This window comes from Paenibacillus sp. EPM92 (genome assembly GCF_016586185.1).
Taxonomy (GTDB): domain Bacteria; phylum Bacillota; class Bacilli; order Paenibacillales; family NBRC-103111; genus Paenibacillus_G; species Paenibacillus_G validus.
Genome location: NZ_BCPS01000064.1, coordinates 151770 through 168704, shown reverse-complemented (window position 1 = coordinate 168704; position 16935 = coordinate 151770). Strand labels below are relative to the sequence as shown.

The window sequence follows — 16935 nt, the reverse complement described above, 5'->3', positions numbered from 1 at the left end:
GGTTTGCAAATCCTGAATCGCGATGAACTTTTGAAGCTCGAGAATCAGTTCTGCTTCGCTGTTTATGCGTGCGCTCGCGAAATTACGAAGCTGTACCGCCCGCACCTCGACGAACTGGGCATTACGTATACGCAATATGTAGCGCTGCTGGCGCTTTGGGAACGGGATGACATTACGGTCAAGGAGCTTGGCGCACGGCTATACCTGGATTCCGGAACGCTGACCCCGCTCTTGAAGAAGCTGGAGGCCTTGAAGCTGCTTACCCGCATACGCGACCCGCAGGACGAGAGGAACGTGCGCATCCGGCTGACGCCGCAGGGCGCCGCGCTTAAAGAGAAGGCCTACGACCTTCCCGAGAAACTATTTTGTGTCACCGGCATGACGGAAGACGAAACGACAGCGCTGCGTCTGCGTCTCACTTCCTTATTGGAGCAAGTCCATCTCAAAACAACGGAGGAATAAACCATGAGCGTATACGAATTTAAAGCCAACAACATCCGCGGAGAGCAAGTTTCTTTAGAGGCATACAAAGGAAAGGTGCTCGTTATCGTAAATACGGCCAGCAAGTGCGGACTCACCCCGCAATACAACGAGCTGCAGCAGCTGTACGAAACGTACAAAGACCGCGGCTTGACAATCCTTGGCTTCCCCTGCAATCAATTCGGCGCGCAGGAGCCCGGCTCGAATGAAGAAATCAACACGTTCTGCACGCTGAATTACGGCGTCACCTTCCCGCTGTTCGACAAAGTCGAGGTGCGCGGCGAAAATAAGCATCCGCTGTTCGCCTACTTGACGGAACAAGCTCCGTTCGAAGGAATCGACCCGCAGACCGGCGGCAAGCTGGCCTCGTTCCTGGAGCAGCAAGGGCTGCTTGAAGGCAATGAGATCAAATGGAATTTCACCAAGTTCCTGATTGACCGCAGCGGCAACGTCGTGAAACGTTTCGAACCGCCCGTTACGCCGGCTGCGTTAACAGCCGATATCGAAGCGCTGCTGTAGTCCCCCGCCCCCTCCTGTTCGCCGTGTGTGCGAGCAGGAGGTTTTTTCTTGTCTTGTCACGGTAACGCTTTCTTGTTAAGATTATTTTGTTAAGACTATATCTTGCTGCTTGCCGTCAGATATGGGACAGCGCACCTGTTACCCGTTTAACGGTTATCGGAGGTCGAAGCATGAATAAATACGAAGCCGAATTCAGCAACTTGGTCAAAGCGTACCGAAAGCGTCATATGGGCAAAGGCCCGGGCCGGATCACGACCACCTTCTGCAAGAACTGGGCCATCTGCGAGATGGAAGGCAATCTCTCCCCGGTCGAGAAATTTATCGCAAACGCGGCCGACGGGAAGCAAATGCTGCGGGAAGCCCGCACGCAATGGGTCAAGGATATTTACCGCAGTCACCCTCCAACCGAGATGGAGCAGCTGCTGGGAGCTGCATTCGTCGATTTGTTCGTCGATATCGACATCGATCAGGATTTCGGCATGTCCATCTTCGTGTTTGATCAGAACATCCAAAATAAATTCGGCGACCGATAACGTCAAACGTTGGCGCTTGGCAGCGAACCTGCTGGAGACTAACCGCTGGAGATGAAGCTTTTTCATGCGAAAAAGTAACGTCTCGGCGGTTTTTTTATTGAACTTATACCAGACCGACACTTCTAAGGAGGACGTACAATGGGAAAAACGAAACATAGCGGCCGCATAAAATTGCCTGGGAAGCCCGACCCGAAGCTTTGGGTCAGCCGAATGCCGTTCGGCTTGGGACGAATTAAGCCGCATCATATTCGCGATACGCTGAAGGTCGCCTGGGAGAACCGCGACAATTTGCCGTATGCGGCCCGCATTCTGACACAGGGCGTTTGCGACGGCTGCGCGCTCGGGGTGTCCGGGTTATACGATCAGACGCTGGAAGGCCCGCATCTGTGTACGACGCGTCTGAACGTGCTGCGGCTCAACACGATGCCGGCGATCCGCCCGGACATGCTGCACGCCGATATCGACGAGCTGCGCAAGCTGGACAGCGCGCAGCTGCGCAAGCTCGGGCGGCTTCCCTACCCGCTGATGCGCGGCAAGGGAGAGCGGCGCTTCCGCCGTGTAGGCTGGGACGAAGCGCTGCAGACGATCGCCGGTAAAATACGCGCCATCGACCCGAAGCAGCTGGCGTTTTATTTGACGGCCCGCGGCATCACGAACGAGTCTTATTACGCCGCCGCCAAGGTTGCCCGTTTCATCGGCACGAACAACATCGACAACGCCTCGCGCATCTGTCACTCGCCGTCCAAGACGGCCTTGAAGCGCTCGGTCGGAATCGGAGCTTCCAGCTGCACCTATAAAGATTGGATCGGCACCGACGTGCTTGTCTTCTGGGGCAGCGTCGCCGCGAACAACCAGCCCGTCTCCACCAAATATATGTACGCCGCGAAGCGCAAGGGCACGAAAATCATCATGATCAACCCGTATCGCGAGCCGGCGATGGACGGTTACTGGATCCCGTCGATTCCGGAATCGGCGCTGTTCGGGACGAAGCTCGCCGACGATTTCTACCAGGTGCATATCGGCGGCGACATCGCCTTCATGCACGGCGTCATGAAGAGCTGGTTCGAGATGGAGACGGAAGCTCCCGGATCGGCCGTCAATCACGCCTTCATCAAGGCGCATGTAAACGGATACGAAGAGTTGAAGGCGCACGTGCTTCAGCAGGATTGGCAGGAACTGGAACGCTCCTCCGGTTTGAGCCAGGCGCGCATGCGGGAATTTGCCGAGCTGCTGGCGGAAGCCAAATCGGCCGTCTTCGTCTGGAGCATGGGGCTGACCCAGCACCGCTTCGGCACGGATAACATTTCGCAGGTCGCCAATTTGGCGCTGCTGCGAGGGTTTCTCGGCCGTGAGCATTGCGGCCTGATGCCGATTCGCGGGCATAGCGGCGTGCAGGGCTCGGGCGAAATGGGCGCCGATCCGTTCAGCCTGCCGGGCGGCGAGTTCAAGGGCGACGACATCGCGCGGATCGAGCGCGAGTGGGGCTTCGAGCTGCCGAAGTGGCAGGGCGACATCGTCGGCGTCTCGCTCGAGAATGCGCTGCTCCCGGACGATCATGAGCGGAAGCTGAAGGTGTTCTACACGTCCGGCGGCAACTTCCTCGAGACGATGCCCGAGCCGGACTTCGTCCGCTCCTGCCTGGAGCAGGTCGACATCCGCGTCCATCAAGACATCGTGCTCAACACCTCAACCCTGGTCGACGCCCGGGAAGCCGTGATCGTCTTGCCGGCGATGACCCGTTATGAACAGCCGGGCGGCGGCACGTCCACTTCCACCGAGCGGATGGTCTACTTTTCGCCGGAAATCGAAGGTCCGCGCATGCCGGAAGCGCGCGCGGAGTGGAGCATCTACGCGGAGCTTGCGGCGCTCGTGCGGCCGGATTCCGCCTCTGTGCTCGGCTTGACGGATGCGGCGGGCATCCGCCAGGAAATCGCCAGAGCCGCTCCCAATTACGACGGCATCCAGCATCTGCGCGCGAAGGGCGACGTGTTCCAATGGGGCAATGCGTGGCTGTGCGAGGATGGAATTTGCCCGACGCCGGATGGACGCGGCAGACTGATCCCGGTAGAACTGCCGGAGCGGCGCAAGCCGGAGGGGCATTTCTACGCGACGACGCGGCGCGGCAAGCAATTTAATTCCATGATTTACGGCAGCCACGACCCGTTTAATGCTGCCGACCGTTACGACGTGCTGCTGCATGCGACCGATGCGGCGAAGCTGGGGATTGCGGACGGGGATGCCCTTGTCGTTTACAACCAGTTCGGCACGTTCCACGGCCGGGCGAAAACTGCGGAGGTGGCCCCCGGCAATGTGGAGCTGTATTGGCCGGAAGGCAACATGCTGTTTCCCAAAGGCGTGTATGAGGCTTTCGCCGGCATCCCCGAATACAATACCGCCGTCGTGGTGGAAAAAGCGGAAACGTATCATGCTTTGAAAGATACGCGTTACGTTGAGAAACGAGTCGCCGAGCTCGAAATGGAAACGCTCGGCTGAAGCGATCGGAGGGCGAGTCCATGACACGAAAACTGACGACCCATTGGCATATGATGAAATTCAGCGGTCAAGGCGCAATCGAGCAAGAAGACGAGATTGCCGAGGAGTTCCCGCTAACCTTGTATGTGGACGGCGAAGAATTCGCGACGATCGTCTGCTCGCCGACCGAGCTGACCGATCTGGTCGTCGGTTTTCTGGCGTCGGAGGGCGTTATTCGGCAAGCCGGCGAGTTGAAGACGATGTCCGTCGACGAGGATCGCGGCATCGCTTACGTCGAATTGATACGCCCCCAATCCGTCGGCAAGGAATATTACGCCAAGCGGTTTATCGGTTCCTGCTGCGGCAAAAGCCGTCAGTTTTATTTTCAAAACGATGTGCGGACCGCAAAAACATCGGTCTCGCAAATTCGTATAAAGCCCGAGCAGGTTTACAGCTTGATGGAGACGCTCCAGCGAAGCTCGGTTGACTTTCGCAACACGGGGGGCCTGCACAATGCGGCCCTCTGCTCGGTCACCGATGTGCTCGCGACGCGCGCGGATATCGGGCGGCACAACGCGCTCGACAAGCTGTTCGGGCACTGCTTGCGCAACCGGTGGCGGACGAGCGATAAAATTATCGCGTTCAGCGGACGCTTATCGTCCGAAGTCGTGCTGAAGGCGGCGAAAATCGGGGTCGGCGTGATGCTCTCCAAGTCGGCGCCGACCGATCTGGCGCTCTCCTTGGCGGACGACCTCGGCATTACGTGCGTCGGCTTCATCCGCGGCTCGTCCATGAACGTTTACACGCATCGGGAGCGTATCGCTTCGCCGGACGTCGAGGTTTAAATATTAATAGTTTAGGTTGTTATTTTAATGGCAAGCTGCCCTTCCACCCGCTATGATGTAGGATGGACGAGACTAGACGGAGGGGAACTATTGTGACTTTCGCATGCAAAGCTTATGAGGATACTTATCAAGGCGAGAAGGCGGTATGGCTGCAGGCGGGCCGTTACGAAGCGGCTGTTCTGCCCGAAATCGGCGCCAATCTGATCGCGTTCCGCGATACGGAGGCCGGCTACCGCTTTTTGCACGAACCTGCGCTTGAGGAGATGGAGAGCTTCAAAGCGCGTCCGGTGATTCACGGCATGCCGGTGCTTTTCCCGCCGAACCGGATCGAGGACGGCAAGTTCCCCTGGAACGGCGCCACCTATCAATTCCCGGTGAACGAAACGGCGCGAGGCAACCATTTGCACGGTTTCTTGTTCAATATTCCCTGGGTCGTGGAAACGTACGGTACGACTTCGAACAGCAGCTACGTGACGCTCACGCAGAAGGTTGACGCCGCCCATCCGGTATACCGTTTTTGGCCGCACGCCTTTACGTTCCGGCTCACCTATACGCTGACGGAAGACGGATTGGGCCAGCACGTGCTCGTGCGCAACGACGGCACGGAACTTATGCCCTGCCTGCTCGCCTTCCATACAGCGGTCAATGCGCCATTCGCTCCGGGCAGCACCGCAGCCGACTGCCGCTTTACAATGACGATCGGCCGGCGTCGCGAGATGAGCGAACGGATGCTGCCGACGGGCAGATTCCAGACGCTGAAGCCGGAAGAAGAAGCGATCAAATCGGGCGGCATTTCGCCGTTCTTCGAGCCGATGGATAACCATTACACGGCGGAGCCGCAGAACGGCCGCAACCGGATGGAACTCACCGACTCCCGGCTTGGAGTCAAGCTCGTCTATGACGCAGGCACGTCTTACAAGCATTGGATGATCTGGAACAACAATGCAACCGAAGGCTTCTTCTGCCCCGAGCCGCAAACGAATCTCGTCAACGCTCCGAACGTCGATTTGCCGGCCGAGGAGATCGGTTTGTTCTCGCTCGCGCAAGGCGAAATCTGGGAAGCGACGAGCCGCTTGTACTGTATCCGGGCTTAACCTGAACATCGCATCGCCAAACCGTTCGCTCCCTCTGGATCGAACGGTTTTGTCATGCAGTGAGATGAAAAGAACCTTCATCCCCACTTTGAGAGTGGTTTTGAAGGTTCTTCTTTTATACTTGGTTTCGAAGTTGTACCGTTAAGATGATCGCATTGGGTTTTACCCTTTAGGGATAGCCTCTTCGCTAGTCAGCCTGACGGTAATGCCGAACGGATCGCGGGCGAACCAAGCTTCCCCGTCCTGCTCCAGCGCGATCCCGGCTTGACGCAGCCGGGCGGTCGTCCGCTCCAGCTCTTCGGGCGTCGGCGCGACCAGCGTATAATAAGCGAGCCCCGCCGCATCGTCCGCAGCAGGCGGCGCGCCAACGCCGGCCCAGGTGTTCAGCCCGACGTGATGATGGTACCCGCCGGCCGAGACGAACATCGCCGAATCCCGTGACGCCATCAGGTCGAAGCCTAACGTCTCGATATAAAACCGCCGTGCTTCAAGCAGGTCGGATACGTGAAAATGAATGTGCCCGATACTAGTTCCCGCGGGCAGCCCTTCCCACGGCGAGTCCCCCGCCTCCTTCAATAATCCGTCCACGTCGAGCGGATCGGTCGTTATCACATAACGGCCGCTCTCGTCGCGCCGCCAGGTTTCACGGGGCCGGTCGGCATAAATTTCAATGCCGTTGTTGTCCGGATCTTGAATGTACAATGCCTCGCTGACCAAGTGATCGCTATGCCCGACATGAATGCCGCACGTCAGCAAGTGGCGCAGCGACAGACCGAGCGCCCGGCGATTCGGCACCAACAGCGCAAAGTGATACAACCCCGCGGTCGTTCGGCGCGGCATGACGATAGCGTTCGGCAGCTCATGCAGAACGACCAGCGGCGACTCGTCCCCGTCGGCCGTCAACACAGCCCTCCCGGACGCGCGGTGCAGCTCGCGCAGCCCGACAACCTCGCCATAAAAGCGCACCGACCGATCCAGCTCGCTCACTTTCAAGTGGACCGGTCCAAGCCTTGTCTTCTCGTGGAGATGATTTGCCTGCATATGCTTTGTTCCCCTCTCTTCATTCATTCGGTTACGGTCATCGTCCGCTTCGTCAAGGGATGACCGCTTCGCGAACGTCTTCTTTCAATTTCCCCTGCTGACCCGGGCGCCACGCTCGTTCCGCGCGGGCTGACCGCCATGAAAAATAACGGCGGCTGCGCCCATCTGCTTCATTCATATTAACTCTCATTATACTCCAATTATTCCAAATGTGAAAAATTAAACAAAAAAACTAAGGATTCCCTAGCAGGATAACTGTCACTTTTTGTCGAAGTAATTGGAAAATGCATGAAAATGGAGAAAATAAACAGGCGGAAGGTGTTTTTAGCGAAATGGAAAAATCAACAGTTATCGGTATTGTTCTTGGCTTTGTGGCAGTCATTGTGGGGATGATTCTGAAGGGAGCAAGTCCCGTTGCCCTCGTCAACCCGGCTGCTCTTATGATCATTTTCGTAGGAACGGCGGCCTCTCTCTTTATCGGCTTTTCTTTAGAAGAACTGAAAGGCTTCCCCAAACTGATAAAGATTGCCTTCACCGAGCAAAAAACAATTCCGAAAATGGATCTGATCAACCTGTTCACGGACTGGGTGTCCATCACCCGCCGCGAAGGGCTCCTCGCGATGGAGAGCAAGGTGGAGGAAATTCAAGACCCGTTCTTGCGCAACGGTATGCGCATGATCATTGACGGCAACGATCAAGACTTTGTGCACGACGTCTTAATGGAAGATATTCAAGCAATGCAGGAGCGGCACCGTTCAGGCGCGCAAATTTTTACCCAAGCCGGCACATACGCGCCTACGCTCGGGGTACTCGGGGCCGTTATCGGCCTGATCGCGGCGCTCAGCAATTTGAACGATGTCGAGAGTCTCGGCCACTTGATCTCTGCGGCTTTCGTCGCAACGCTGCTCGGGATTTTCTCGGGTTACGTCCTCTGGCATCCGATTGCCAACAAATTGAAGCAAAAGTCGAAGAAAGAAGTGGAAATCCGGCTGATGATGGTCGAAGGACTGCTCTCCATCCAGTCGGGTATTTCGTCGACGGCCGTGAAGCAGAAGCTGATGATTTTCATACCGACTTCTCAGCGCGACGAGAAAAACGAGAGCAAGGCGGGAGACAGGGATGAGTAAAAAAAAGCACCGCGAGCATCATGAGGAGCATATCGACGAAACATGGCTCATCCCTTATGCCGATCTGTTAACCCTGCTGCTCGCGCTCTTTATTATTTTGTTCGCCTCCAGTCAGGTGGACTCCAAAAAGTACGACAGTATCATGCGTTCTCTGAACTCTGCCTTCACTGGCGGTACCGGCACCTTTGACGTGTCCAATATGATTCCGCTTCAGGTGGCGCCGAACGTTGATAAGAGCAAGTACGAGGATCCGTCGAACCCGGCAACGGCCCAGCAGCAACAGCAAGAACAGCAGGCGAAGCAGTTTCAGAAGGAACAGCACGATTTGGAGCAGCTCAAGGAAAGGCTCGATCAATACATAGCGGACAACCAGTTGTCTGCGGAGCTCGACACCCAATTGACCGACGATTTGCTGATGATTACCATTCGAGACAACGCCTTGTTCTCCTCCGGCTCCGCTACGGTAAAACCGGAAGCTACACGGCTTGCCGGCTTCATCTCCGAGATGCTGGCGCAATACCCGAATTACCGGGTCGAAGTGGCAGGTCATACGGATAATGTCCCGATCGGCAGCGCCGCATTCGAAACGAACTGGGATTTGAGCTCGAAGCGGGCACTTAATTTTATGAAAATATTGCTCGAGAACGATCAAATCGGCCCCGCCCGCTTCCGTTCCATCGGGTACGGCGAGTACCATCCAATCGACACGAACGACACGGAGGAAGGACGGTCCAAGAACCGCCGGGTGGAAGTGAGCATTTTGCGCAGCATGAAAACCCCGCAATTTGAGGAAGTGCCGAAATAAACGCAGCGCCTGCCAAAAAAAGCAAGCGGCGGAACAAATTCCGTCACTTGCTTTTTTAGTTGCTTCCGTTAATCTAAAGAAATGACGCGACTTCCGGAAGAGCCCGTTAACCGCTCCGGCGGGAACACTTGACGAACCGGCGAGATGATCAGCGTCGCCACGGCCGCTTTGATCGCATCGCCCAGCAAATACGGGTAACATCCGGCGATCATGGCTTTCTCGAACGATAACCCGGTGACGTGAGCAAGCCAAGGTACGCCGGTCACATACAGCAGCAGGGAGCCGAATACTTCCAGAACGAGGAACGCGGCTGCATAACCTAGCGCTCCTCTCATGCGAATGCGTGGCAGCAGCAAGCCGATCAACAGCGCAGCGAATGGCCACATGATGACGTAGCCGCCGGTCGGGCCAAACAATACGGGCAAGCCTCCCGTACCGTGCAGCAGCGGAAATCCGATAGCGGTCAGGACGACGACGAGCGCCATGCTGAGAAAGCCGTACCACGCGCCCAGCAAGCCTCCGGCGAGCATGACGGCGAGCGTTTGCAGCGTAATGGGGACCGGGGTGAAGCCCAGCGGGATGCTCACATAACCGAACAGCACCAATAAAGCGGCAAGGAGCGCACTAAATACGATTCCACGAAGCGATAATTTCATGATTGAACGACCCTCTCATTTTTGATATGGTTATATCGTTAACCTATATTAACACAATGTGGTTAACAATTCGAGAGTGCCTACAACATTTTTTTATACGGAAAGGTCGTTTATTATGTCTGTTTTCTCCCCTCTGATTTCTATACATGACGCCTCCGTTCACTTCGCTTCCGAATCGGAGGGCGTGCGCAAGGCATTAAACGGCTTCTCGCTGGACATCCGCCCCGGCGAATGGATCGCCGTCACCGGCTCCAACGGCAGCGGCAAAAGCACCTTGGCCGGCATACTGCTCGGCAGCTGCCCGTTGTCCCAAGGCCGCGTCATCCCGAGCGGCCGCGTCGTCGTACGCGGCGTGATGCAGCATCCGGATGCGCAGGTGCTTGGCGACACGATCGAGGAAGAGTTTCACTTCGTCCTCGGCGCCATCGGACTGCCGGCGGACGAATTCGAACGGCGGCAGCGCGAAGCGCTGCGGCGCGTCAGGCTGCCGCTGCCCGCTTCCACGCCGATCGGGGAATTGTCGGGGGGTCAGAAGCAGCTGCTGAACATCGCCCTGGCGCTCGCCGTTCGTCCGGATGTGCTTGTACTGGACGAACCGACGGCCATGCTCGATCCGGACGCCCGCGGGCAGGTGCTGGAAGCGGTGCGCGAGGCGCACCGGGACGGCGCCGCGGTCGTCTGGATCACACACCGGCTGGAGGAAGCCGCGGCAAGCGAGCGCGTCATCGCTTTGAACGAAGGCGCCCTCGCGTTCGACGGCTCGCCGCGCTTGTTTTTGTACGGCGCGGAGCGGCCGGAATCGCTCGAACGGCAGCCGTCTGCGATTCCGGCCGCGCCTTGCGAGCGGCTGGCGCTTGAGCCGCACTTCGTCGTGCGCACGGCGGCGGCCCTGCTCCGGCGGGGCGTGCCGCTGCGCGAGCTGCCGCTGCATGCGGACGACTTGGCGAAGGCGGTGGTGCCGCCATGCCGCTAAGCTTGGAGCGCGTGGCCGTCGCCGCGCCGAACGATCCGCAGCGGCTGCTGCTGGACGGCGTCGACTTAACGCTCGCGAACGGGACCGTCACGCTGCTGATCGGTCGGACCGGCTCCGGCAAATCGACCTTGCTGCAGACGCTCGCCGGGTTGAAGACGCCGACTTCGGGCGCGGTTCGGCTTGACGGGGAGCCGCTATGGCGGAAAGGCCGCGTCGCCAGCGCTCATTTGCTTCGGCTCGGTCTCGTGTTTCAATTTCCCGAGCAACAGCTGTTCGCCCGCAGCATCCGGCACGAGTTCGCATACTCGCTGCGGCCATATAAGCTGAAGCCCGAGGACTGCAAGCGGCGAATCGCCGACGCGCGGGCGGAGTGGGACTATAGCGGCACGTTCGAGCCGGACCGCTCCCCGTTCGCGCTTAGCGGCGGCCAGCGCCGCCGGCTCGCCCTGGCGAGCACGACGGCGACGAAACCGGATTGGCTGCTGATGGATGAACCGACCGCAGGTCTGGAAGCGGCTGCAGTGCAGGAGCTGCTCGCGTTCATCGAACGCCGCAGACGTGCTGCGAGCCGCGGAGGCATCGTGATCGCCACGCACGATCTCGACACGTTCCTGCCTATCGCGGATCGCGTCGTTGTGCTGCAGGACGGCGGCATCGTCGCCGATGCCACGCCGGAGGCGTTATGCCGCGAGCCCGGTTCGCTGCAGGACGCCGGCGTCGGCCTGCCGAGCTGCGTTGCGCTGGCGCAGGCGTTCGCCGCGCACGGACTGCGTCTGCCGGCCGATCGGCTCACGCCGGAAGCGGCGGCGGATGCGATCGTCGCCGCGCTTGCGGGCACGGCCGTGCCGGAAGCGGAAGCGGCTGCCCCGGCTAGCCCGGCAGCGCAAGCTCCGCCTGCGGGCACAGCCGGCGAGAAGCTCGCGCAGACGCGCATTTCCGCAGAAAGCGCGCCTTCTTCGATCGGGTACCGGCTCGACCCCCGGTCGAAATGGCTGCTGTACGTGCTGCTCGTCATCGGCACGATGATGCAGCAGCACTGGACCGGCCTGACGGTCGCGCTCATCCCCGTGCTGCTCGGCTTCGCAGGCTTGCCTCGGCCGGTATGGGCCGGCCTGCTGAAGTTCGCCCGCCTGCTGCTATTATTTTTTGCGATCTCGGTCACGCTTGCGGGGGTGACGTTAACGACGGGAGACGGATTTCCCCGGATCGGTTTCTCCCAGGCGCAGGCGATGACAACCGGCTTCAACGTGTTCCGCTTGTTCGTCGTCACCCTCGCCAGCTTATGGTTCGCCGTCACGACGCCGTACGGCCGCATGGTCGAAGGCTTAAACTGGGCGCTTGCCTATGGCAAAAAAGCCAAGCTGCCCGTCGATTCGTTCGCCCTCGCCGTATCGCTTATTTTTCGTTTCATTCCGATGATCCTGAACGAATGGCAGCGCTTCTCGGACATCGTGCGCGCCAGAGGCAAAGCTCCGCTGCAGCCGGGCACCGTCCGGCCCCGGGATATCCCGGCGCTGATCGTGCCGCTGCTGCTGTCTTTGTTTCATCGCGCCGAGAATATGACGATCGCCATGGAAATGAAAAAAATCGGACGGCGTCCGCTCGTCTCGAGCCGCAGCCGGCTGCTTGTCTGGACCCGCGCCGATAGGCTCGCCGTCATCTTCGGCCTCGTATGGCTGGCTGTATTGATCGCTTTGCGCAAATAACGGAACGCTGAGTACGCGTTGGGCCGGCCTGTATAACGAAGGCCGCTTTCGACATTCAACCATCGAAAGCGGCCCTTTTTTTCCGGCCGACGCCCACCCCCCATTCGTTTCCGCACCGGATCAGCTGTACCTTCACCTTGGGGCATCGTTTATACTAGTTGGGGGAGGCGGCTCTATGAGAATTAATGATCTTGCCAAGCGTGTTAACGTAACGCCGCGAGCGATCCGTTTATATGAACAGAAAGGATTGCTTAAACCGCAGAGAAGCACCGGCAACGGTTACCGGACTTACACGGAGCATGATGCTTGGCGGCTGCAAATGATCGCTTCACTCCGTGAAATCGGATTGGGCTTGAATCAAATCCGCAAGCTGCTGGATAAATACGATCAGGGCGACACCGCAGAGGTGCATCATGATCTTGAAATGCAAAGAATGTCCATGGTTTCAAAATGGGTGGAGCTGAAATATGCCATTGCCATGACCGACGAATTAATTGCCCGTCTTGAAGCCAAGCAGGGGCTGCACCTCGAGGATTTGTTCCAGCTTGCGGAAGATTTCAAACATCAAAAAGGCCACTCCGCATGGCAGGATAAATGGGGCTTCGACCGCATAGCCGGCGATTACGATCAATCCGCCCCTTTATTTGCGGCAGGTCCGTTTATTTCCGCACAGGAATATGAAGCCGTGTTGGAATTTATGCGGCAGTGGGTGGCCCCGCAGCGTGACGAAGCGGGTTTGGATATCGGCACGGGAACCGGCAATCTGGCGGGCAAGCTTCTGGCAACAGGCGCTTCCATGCACGCCATCGACCAGTCCAAGGAGATGCTTGCCCGGTGTCGGGACAAGTTCCCCCAGCTGCCGACCAAACTCGGCAACGCGCTATCCCTTCCTTTTCTGGATAAGCAGTTTCACTTTGTGGTCACCGCTTTTGCTTTTCACCACCTTGACGAGGCGCAGCAAATGCTTGCATTGGAGGAAATGAACAGGGTTCTTAAACCGAACGGGCGAATTTGCATATCCGGTCTCATGTTCGATCATAACCATAACCCTTTCCAAGCACGGTCCGATAAACACCCCTCGGATCGCTCCAAACTATTGGAGTGGTTCCACAACCACGAATTCATTACCGTTCAACATCAGATGAATCCATGGGTCCATGTGATCTACGCCGTCCGGAAAAATTAAAGCCTTGACCTTCACCCAAGGTCAACCCCCATTCTGGATGCAGGACTAAGCACTGGGAGGATGACAGGGATGCCGGATCATGACCACATTTACACGAACGAAGCGGCACAGTACGATTTACTCATATCGCGGGAGGACTGCCGGCACAACATCATGGAAACTTTCCGCAGGCTCCTCCCGAATCTCGAGCATCTGGACGTCGCGGATATAGGCGCGGGAACGGGAAGACTATCCTGTTTGCTCGCTCCGTATGTCCAATCGGTCGTCGCCATAGATGCCTCGCAAGCGATGCTGGACATCGCCGCAGACAAACTGAAGCGTACGGGACTAACGAATTGGGAAACCTGTGTGGCCGATAACCGGCGCTTGCCGCTGCCCGATCATTCCGTTGATGTCGTGACAGCCGGATGGACGATTTGCTATTCGGCGAATTCCAAGGTCGATCGATGGAACGTTCATTTGGAAACGATCCTTGCGCAAATTCAACGAATTTTACGCCCGTCGGGAACGGCAATCATTATGGAAAACTTCGGAACCGGCGACGAACAACCGAATCCACCGGATTTCCTTACAAGTTATTTTCATGCGCTGGAGACGGAATACGGATTTTCACATGCCTGGATTCGAACGGATTACCGATTCACATCCGTCGACGAAGCGGAGCGGTTATCGAGGTTCTTCTTTGGCCCTGATATCGCGGACAAAGTAAGCGCCGCCAATCTGCAAACCGTCCCGGAATGCACGGGTGTATGGTGGAAGAGGGTATGAATGACAACCAGCGGCTTCGCTTCCTGATTCACGCACGATTTCCCTTATCACCTGCGTTGTTGTCATTGTTGCACCCAGGACTCACCGCCTGGATCAATCTGAACAATTGCTCGGCGGTGCGCCTCAGATTATAACGCGCTTCGTCAGGTTCCATGGCTTGTTCGAGCGATACGGGACCGTTGACAATGGAAAAAAACGAGGTAATCCCCAAGTCGTTCAGGCCGGAAGCCTCTTTCGTTACCCCGCCTGCCAGCGCAATGACCGGTATGCCGTGCTTTTGCGCAAGCCGGGCGACACCTGAAGGGGCTTTCCCCATGGACGTTTGTCCATCCAGCCTTCCTTCCCCGGTGATCACGATATGGGCGCCGTGCAGCTTCTCCTCCATGCCGATGATGTCCAGCACCAGCCCGACTCCCGACTGAAGCTTGCCTTGCAAAAAGACGGCAAAAGCCGCACCGAGTCCGCCCGCCGCTCCCGCTCCCGGAATGTTCTGAACATTGACGCCGAACGCCCTCTGCACGACGCCGGCGAATCCGGCTAATCCTTCGTCCAGCACCTCTACCATCTCTGGACTCGCACCCTTTTGCGGCCCAAACACATAAGCGGCACCGTCCGGTCCGTACAGCGGATTGTCTACATCGCAAGCAATCTTGAATACGCATTGTCCTAGCTCCGGGCAGGCATGGGCCGCATCTATGCTGCGGATGCGCAGCAAGGCTTCCCCGCCATGGCCTGCATCGTTCCCCGCTTCATCCGTGAACCGGTAGCCTAAGGCTTGAAGCATGCCGATTCCCGCATCGTTCGTGGCGCTTCCGCCCAGCCCGATCACAAACTCGCGGCAGCCTTGACCGATCGCGTCGAGAATGAGCTCGCCCACGCCGTATGTGGTGGTACGCAGCGGATTCCTGTGCTCTACGGGCACAAGCGGCAGCCCGCAGGCGGCCGCCACTTCGATGACTGCCGTAAGTCCATTCCCCAGAATACCGTAGGATGCCTGTACAGGCTGCTGAAGCGGTCCTGTCACCTGAACGGAGCGGATCTGGCCGCCCGTAGCGGACACAAGCGCTTCAACTGTGCCTTCCCCGCCGTCGGCAAGCGGCAGGATAACATTGTCCGCCTCCGGGTACACCTTGTTAATGCCTGCAGCGATTTCTGTACTGGCTGCCATGGAGGAAACACTGCCCTTGAACGAATCGATCGCAATCACGACTTTCATATGATCCCGCCCCTTTATCCCTGATGAATAGACCCATTATATATGAATAGTCCCATTATAAGAGAACAGGTTCCGAAGCGGAACGTTCCGCGTACCAAAGCTTGCTCCTCCTTTTTGTTACAAGTACTGAATGTTCCCCTCGCTTACACATCTTCATCTTGAACCAGCAGCGCCAGGTACATGCTGACCGAGTCGCGGAACTGTCTTGGATCCAGCCCGGTTTTTTCCGCGATTTTATCCAGCCTGTACTGCAGCGTATTCTTGTGCATATACAAGGCGGCAGCGGTTTCTTTAAGCGATAAATTATGCAAAAAATACGTCCTCAGCAGCATCCGCTCTTCCGAAGTAAGCCCGCCCAGCCGTTTGCCGGCGAAGTCCCGCTTCACCCCCGGATCCAGGCCTGCCAGCAGCAGCCCTAATTCCAGCGATTCGTATTCGCAAATCCGCTCGCCGATGGATACCGCATACTGCAAAGCCAACCTTGCGTGCCGATACGATAAAGAAAGTTGTTCCCAAGCCGCTATACTGCCGATCCCGACCGTCAGCTTGTCCGGCCCGTGCGCCGGATGCGCCGATATGTCCTGCACGATGGCTTTATAACGGGATTGCCCGGCTATCGCAATGTATTGATTCGGGAACAGATACGTATACAGCTTTAAATGCCATTGCTGGACGACATCATGCATGGAATATGCGCTGCCCGAACGTTCTCGTCCCGGTCTGCGGTCTTCAACGACAAGGACAAACGCGCCCTCTTCCATGTCGACGCCAAGCTGACTCAGCCTTCCCCGCCAGCCATGCGTTTCCTCCGCGGCCTCGCCAAACACCAGCAGCCGGGTCACCGCCGAGCGCAGCTCATCCTGCGACTGCGTTTCCCGTGCCAGCATTTGTTCCTTAATCAGAACTTCCGTAATTTTCGTAAGCAGGAAGCCCAGGGAACGGCATTCGTCGGGGTCCCCCGAAATGCCGATAACGCCTATACGCTGACCGTCAATGATAACGGGATAATTGATACCTTGACGCGAGCCTAAATAAGCTTCGGATGCGGTTACCTCAATCGGCCGCCCTTCCCCGTGCACCTGCATCCCCGCCTGATGAAACGTGCCGATCCGCTGCTTGTCGGTACTGGCGATAATTTTGCCGTCCGGATTAATGAAATTAACGTCATGCCCGATGACTTCTTTGGCAGCTTCCACAATGGCTCCGGCCAAAGCTTCGCTCATTCGAAACGAAGAATACATGTTTCTATTCCCCCAAGTGTATGGTAAACCTTCGGAACTTCCATGTGGTCATTCCCCGTCTTTCAGCCGAATGCTTGCTAATAACGGGCTGCCGGGTTCGTGCCATTCAGTGATTGAGTATATCGTAAATAATAAGAAAGATACGGTCAACCTGTCCGGGACGATTTCTTGCAAGCTGCCGCTTAAACAGTATACCTCATTCGCTATACATCCGGACGAATCCCGGCTGCCGGTTGAGCATGTTCTTCATAAAAATACCGCCGAGGAGGTTCG

General features: G+C 57.4%; 17 protein-coding genes. 12 read left to right on the top strand and 5 right to left on the bottom strand.

Annotated features, from left to right (window positions below):
* Positions 1–12: 12 nt before the first annotated feature.
* The 6 genes from JMF85_RS13105 (at position 13) to JMF85_RS13080 (ending at position 5943) form a co-directional block, all read left to right on the top strand.
* Positions 13–462 carry a MarR family winged helix-turn-helix transcriptional regulator gene (locus JMF85_RS13105; RefSeq protein ID WP_054796747.1) on the top strand — a complete coding sequence of 150 codons (450 nt, stop codon included), beginning with the start codon at positions 13–15 and terminating at the stop codon, positions 460–462.
* A gap of 3 nt (positions 463–465) precedes the next feature.
* Positions 466–999 (top strand): glutathione peroxidase, encoded by a 534-nt coding sequence (locus JMF85_RS13100; RefSeq protein WP_054796736.1) that lies wholly within the window; start codon positions 466–468, stop codon positions 997–999.
* 170 nt (positions 1000–1169) lie between these two features.
* A complete protein-coding gene (locus tag JMF85_RS13095) occupies positions 1170–1532 on the top strand; it encodes a Na-translocating system protein MpsC family protein (RefSeq protein WP_054796737.1) in 363 nt (120 codons plus the stop codon).
* A gap of 138 nt (positions 1533–1670) precedes the next feature.
* Complete coding sequence (locus JMF85_RS13090) at positions 1671–4025, top strand: FdhF/YdeP family oxidoreductase (RefSeq protein ID WP_201318349.1); 2355 nt, start codon at positions 1671–1673, stop codon at positions 4023–4025.
* 20 nt (positions 4026–4045) lie between these two features.
* Positions 4046–4849, top strand: a complete 804-nt coding sequence (fdhD, locus tag JMF85_RS13085) for a formate dehydrogenase accessory sulfurtransferase FdhD (RefSeq protein WP_201318348.1) — start codon at positions 4046–4048, stop codon at positions 4847–4849.
* A 92-nt stretch (positions 4850–4941) separates the two neighbouring features.
* Positions 4942–5943 carry an aldose 1-epimerase gene (locus JMF85_RS13080; protein ID WP_236595847.1) on the top strand — a complete coding sequence of 334 codons (1002 nt, stop codon included), beginning with the start codon at positions 4942–4944 and terminating at the stop codon, positions 5941–5943.
* A 162-nt stretch (positions 5944–6105) separates the two neighbouring features.
* On the opposite strand, the gene JMF85_RS13075 is transcribed toward JMF85_RS13080, so the two are convergent.
* Both JMF85_RS13075 and JMF85_RS28390 read right to left on the bottom strand, forming a co-directional pair.
* Positions 6106–6984, bottom strand: a complete 879-nt coding sequence (locus JMF85_RS13075) for a VOC family protein (RefSeq protein ID WP_127606978.1) — start codon at positions 6982–6984, stop codon at positions 6106–6108.
* Between the two features lie 52 nt (positions 6985–7036).
* Positions 7037–7162 (bottom strand): hypothetical protein, encoded by a 126-nt coding sequence (locus JMF85_RS28390; RefSeq protein ID WP_269103323.1) that lies wholly within the window; start codon positions 7160–7162, stop codon positions 7037–7039.
* A gap of 154 nt (positions 7163–7316) precedes the next feature.
* Here JMF85_RS28390 and motA point away from each other — a divergent pair, with 154 nt between their 5' ends.
* Positions 7317–8111, top strand: coding sequence for a flagellar motor stator protein MotA (motA, locus tag JMF85_RS13070; protein ID WP_127606980.1), 795 nt, complete (start codon positions 7317–7319; stop codon positions 8109–8111).
* Positions 8104–8916 carry a flagellar motor protein MotB gene (motB, locus tag JMF85_RS13065; RefSeq protein WP_141336034.1) on the top strand — a complete coding sequence of 271 codons (813 nt, stop codon included), beginning with the start codon at positions 8104–8106 and terminating at the stop codon, positions 8914–8916. The genes motA and motB overlap by 8 nt, the downstream gene beginning before the upstream one ends.
* 68 nt (positions 8917–8984) lie before the next feature.
* On the opposite strand, the gene JMF85_RS13060 is transcribed toward motB, so the two are convergent.
* Positions 8985–9572 carry a biotin transporter BioY gene (locus JMF85_RS13060; RefSeq protein ID WP_054800392.1) on the bottom strand — a complete coding sequence of 196 codons (588 nt, stop codon included), beginning with the start codon at positions 9570–9572 and terminating at the stop codon, positions 8985–8987.
* A 115-nt stretch (positions 9573–9687) separates the two neighbouring features.
* Between JMF85_RS13060 and JMF85_RS13055 the strand changes: the two genes are divergently transcribed.
* The 4 genes from JMF85_RS13055 (at position 9688) to JMF85_RS13040 (ending at position 14205) form a co-directional block, all read left to right on the top strand.
* Positions 9688–10545 (top strand): ATP-binding cassette domain-containing protein, encoded by an 858-nt coding sequence (locus tag JMF85_RS13055; RefSeq protein ID WP_201318346.1) that lies wholly within the window; start codon positions 9688–9690, stop codon positions 10543–10545.
* Positions 10536–12251: an ATP-binding cassette domain-containing protein gene (locus JMF85_RS13050; RefSeq protein WP_201318345.1), complete on the top strand. Its 1716-nt coding sequence runs from the start codon at positions 10536–10538 to the stop codon at positions 12249–12251. Before JMF85_RS13055 ends, JMF85_RS13050 begins: the two co-directional genes overlap by 10 nt.
* A 175-nt stretch (positions 12252–12426) precedes the next feature.
* Entirely contained in the window at positions 12427–13437 is a 1011-nt protein-coding gene (locus JMF85_RS13045) for a MerR family transcriptional regulator (RefSeq protein WP_201318344.1), read from the top strand.
* 60 nt (positions 13438–13497) lie between these two features.
* The gene (locus tag JMF85_RS13040) at positions 13498–14205 is read left to right on the top strand and encodes a class I SAM-dependent methyltransferase (protein WP_127606988.1); all 708 of its coding nucleotides are present in this window, start codon (positions 13498–13500) and stop codon (positions 14203–14205) included.
* 28 nt (positions 14206–14233) lie between these two features.
* Here JMF85_RS13040 and JMF85_RS13035 read toward each other — a convergent pair whose 3' ends face one another.
* Both JMF85_RS13035 and JMF85_RS13030 read right to left on the bottom strand, forming a co-directional pair.
* Entirely contained in the window at positions 14234–15421 is a 1188-nt protein-coding gene (locus tag JMF85_RS13035) for a glycerate kinase family protein (RefSeq protein WP_141336148.1), read from the bottom strand.
* A gap of 143 nt (positions 15422–15564) precedes the next feature.
* The gene (locus tag JMF85_RS13030) at positions 15565–16662 is read right to left on the bottom strand and encodes a CdaR family transcriptional regulator (protein ID WP_127606992.1); all 1098 of its coding nucleotides are present in this window, start codon (positions 16660–16662) and stop codon (positions 15565–15567) included.
* Between the last annotated feature and the right edge of the window lie 273 nt (positions 16663–16935).